This window comes from Nocardiopsis sp. NPDC055879 (genome assembly GCF_053615935.1).
The window spans coordinates 1-2,162 of record NZ_JBSHCT010000032.1; the positions used below are offsets into that span (position 1 = coordinate 1).

A 2,162-nucleotide genomic window follows, 5' to 3' on the forward strand; every position below is an offset into this window, starting at 1 on the left:
CTCTAACCGCTGCCGGGTTCGGTTAAGCCCCATTCGCGCTTGAACCGCTCGCCTTGTTGTCGCCAGGCCCGTTCCTCTTCGGCGGTGAGGGGTGCGTTCTCGGGGTCGGGGCCGGAGGGAGCACCGTGATGGCGGCGCAGGCTCGCTTCCAGGAGTTCCGGGGTGGGTTCGATCTCGCTGCGCCAGTGGCTGCGGGGGTTGTGATGGGTGGCCATCCAGAACCGGCCCGTCCAAGCGAAGCGGTGGGTGCGCCCCCAGCGTTCGTACAAGCGCGCCAACACGACGGAGGGCGGTTCCCAGGTGTCGCCGCCGGCCTCCATGTGGTCACCCCCGTGGCCGGTGAGCAGGCAGCAGCGGCGGGTGGAACCGCATGCGTTGAGGTGCGTCTCGGTGCACAGCGGGACCGGAGCGTCGGGGAGTTCCTGCCGCGGCCTTGGTGTGGGGCGCGGGTTCGTCAGGTCGCTCATCTAGGCCGCCACCGGGATGCGGTGGAGACCATCGAGGACCCGGAGGAGCAGGGGGAGGTCGTCCATGGGCGGACGGGGCTGCGGAATGTGGGGCGTGCGAGTGGCCGGCCACAAGTGGGCGTAGGCACGCACCCGGGAGGCACGGCGGGGGCGGCGCTGACGGAGCACCTCTTCCGTGCACCGGGGCACGGAAGCCGGTTCGGACGGGTTCAGGTATCGGGGCGCCATGGGCGCACACCTCCTGGTTCAGGTGCCGGCTGGATGGGCCGGCCGCTTCTGGTGAAACACCATGGTCACTCAATGCGACTAGAAACGCAAGATTCGTTTTTAAAAGAAGTCTACGATTTTGAGCGTTGACATCTGACCAGGAAGCATGGTGCGTGGAATGTCTGAAAATTCACTCCGAAGCGTAAGCTCGCCGAGTCAGCATCGAATCAAGGAAGGTGCACAGGTGGCCGCCAGCCCCACACTTCGCCGACGCAGACTGGCCCGCCGGCTCCTCCAACTTCGGGAGGAAGCAGGCCTCACCGCCAAGCAGGCAGCGGCAGAAGCCAAGAAGACGGCACCCGACAAGAGCTGGTTCGAAGCGAAGATCACCCGCATCGAAACCCGAAAGATCCTTCGGGTACGCGACGCCGACCTTCAGGTACTCCTCGACGTGTACGGGGTGACCGACCCGGAGCAGCGGGAGGCCTACCGCAAGCTCGCCCGTGAGGCCGCCACCTCCGGATGGTGGTACGGCTACCGGGACATCCTCGGCACAGGTACCTACATCGACCTGGAGAACGAGGCCAGTCACGTCCGGACCTACCAGGGACAGCACCTGCCCGGCTTGTTGCAGACCGAGGCTTACGCTCGTGCCATGATTCGGGCCGGTGGCGTGACGTCCGAAGAGGAGATCGACCGTCGGGTCGAGGTACGGATGATGCGTCAGCATCTACTGTCCCGGGGCGATGCCCCTCAGCTGTGGGCGATCATCGACGAGACCGCTTTTCGTAAACTGCCCCCAGTTGTGGCAGCCGACCAGATCCGGCATCTCATCGCCGTACAAGGTACGTCCCTGCGGATCCAAGTTCTTCCGGACGCGGCAGGGCCACACGCCGGGATGGACGGCTCCTTCGTCATCCTGGATTTCAAGGCGGATCCTTCGGTGGTCTACGTCGAGCAGGCCGGCGGAGGCGGCCTGCTCATCGAGGAACCAGAACAGATCACGACCTACGAGACCGTCCTCGACCACGTCCAAGCCTCGGCGCTCAGCGTCGAGTCCTCCCGTACGTGGCTGGAGGAGCGGCTTAGTCAGATCGAATAGAGGACGCACCGATGCCCACCAGCGAACCCCACCTGAACTTTCACAAGTCCAGCCACAGCGCGAACGAGTCCGCTTGCGTCGAGGTCTCCGAGGGAGCGCGAACTCGCATTCGGGACACCCAGAACAGGGAATCCGGGTATCTCACCTTTCCCTCAGCGGAGTGGTCGACACTGCTGGAGCTCACCCGGGCCACCTGGAGGAAGTCCTCCTACAGCAGCGCCCGCGGCCAGGACTGCGTTGAGGTCGCCGATGCCCTCGGCGCGTCGGCCGTTCGGGACACGCAGAACCGCGAGGCCGGCCAGTTGGTCTTCCCTTCCAACGAGTGGGCCGCGCTGTTGCGCACAGCATCCCGCCCCTAGCGGAGAACGCAGAAGGCCCCGACCTTG

At 65.5% G+C, this 2,162-nt stretch carries 3 protein-coding genes and 1 pseudogene; 3 read left to right on the forward strand and 1 reads right to left on the reverse strand.

Annotation, left to right across the window (positions count from 1 at the left end):
• Positions 1-2: 2 nt before the first annotated feature.
• Positions 3-467, reverse strand: coding sequence for a hypothetical protein (locus tag ACWGKS_RS26740; protein WP_358511131.1), 465 nt, complete (start codon positions 465-467; stop codon positions 3-5).
• A gap of 451 nt (positions 468-918) precedes the next feature.
• Between ACWGKS_RS26740 and ACWGKS_RS26745 the strand changes: the two genes are divergently transcribed.
• The 3 genes and pseudogenes from ACWGKS_RS26745 (at position 919) to ACWGKS_RS26755 (ending at position 2,135) form a co-directional block, all read left to right on the forward strand.
• Positions 919-1,776: a DUF5753 domain-containing protein gene (locus ACWGKS_RS26745; protein ID WP_358511134.1), complete on the forward strand. Its 858-nt coding sequence runs from the start codon at positions 919-921 to the stop codon at positions 1,774-1,776.
• An 11-nt stretch (positions 1,777-1,787) separates the two neighbouring features.
• Positions 1,788-1,943 (forward strand): annotated as a pseudogene (locus ACWGKS_RS26750) (DUF397 domain-containing protein); the annotation flags it as partial.
• Between the two features lie 3 nt (positions 1,944-1,946).
• Complete coding sequence (locus ACWGKS_RS26755) at positions 1,947-2,135, forward strand: DUF397 domain-containing protein (protein WP_452524493.1); 189 nt, start codon at positions 1,947-1,949, stop codon at positions 2,133-2,135.
• Positions 2,136-2,162: the final 27 nt, after the last annotated feature.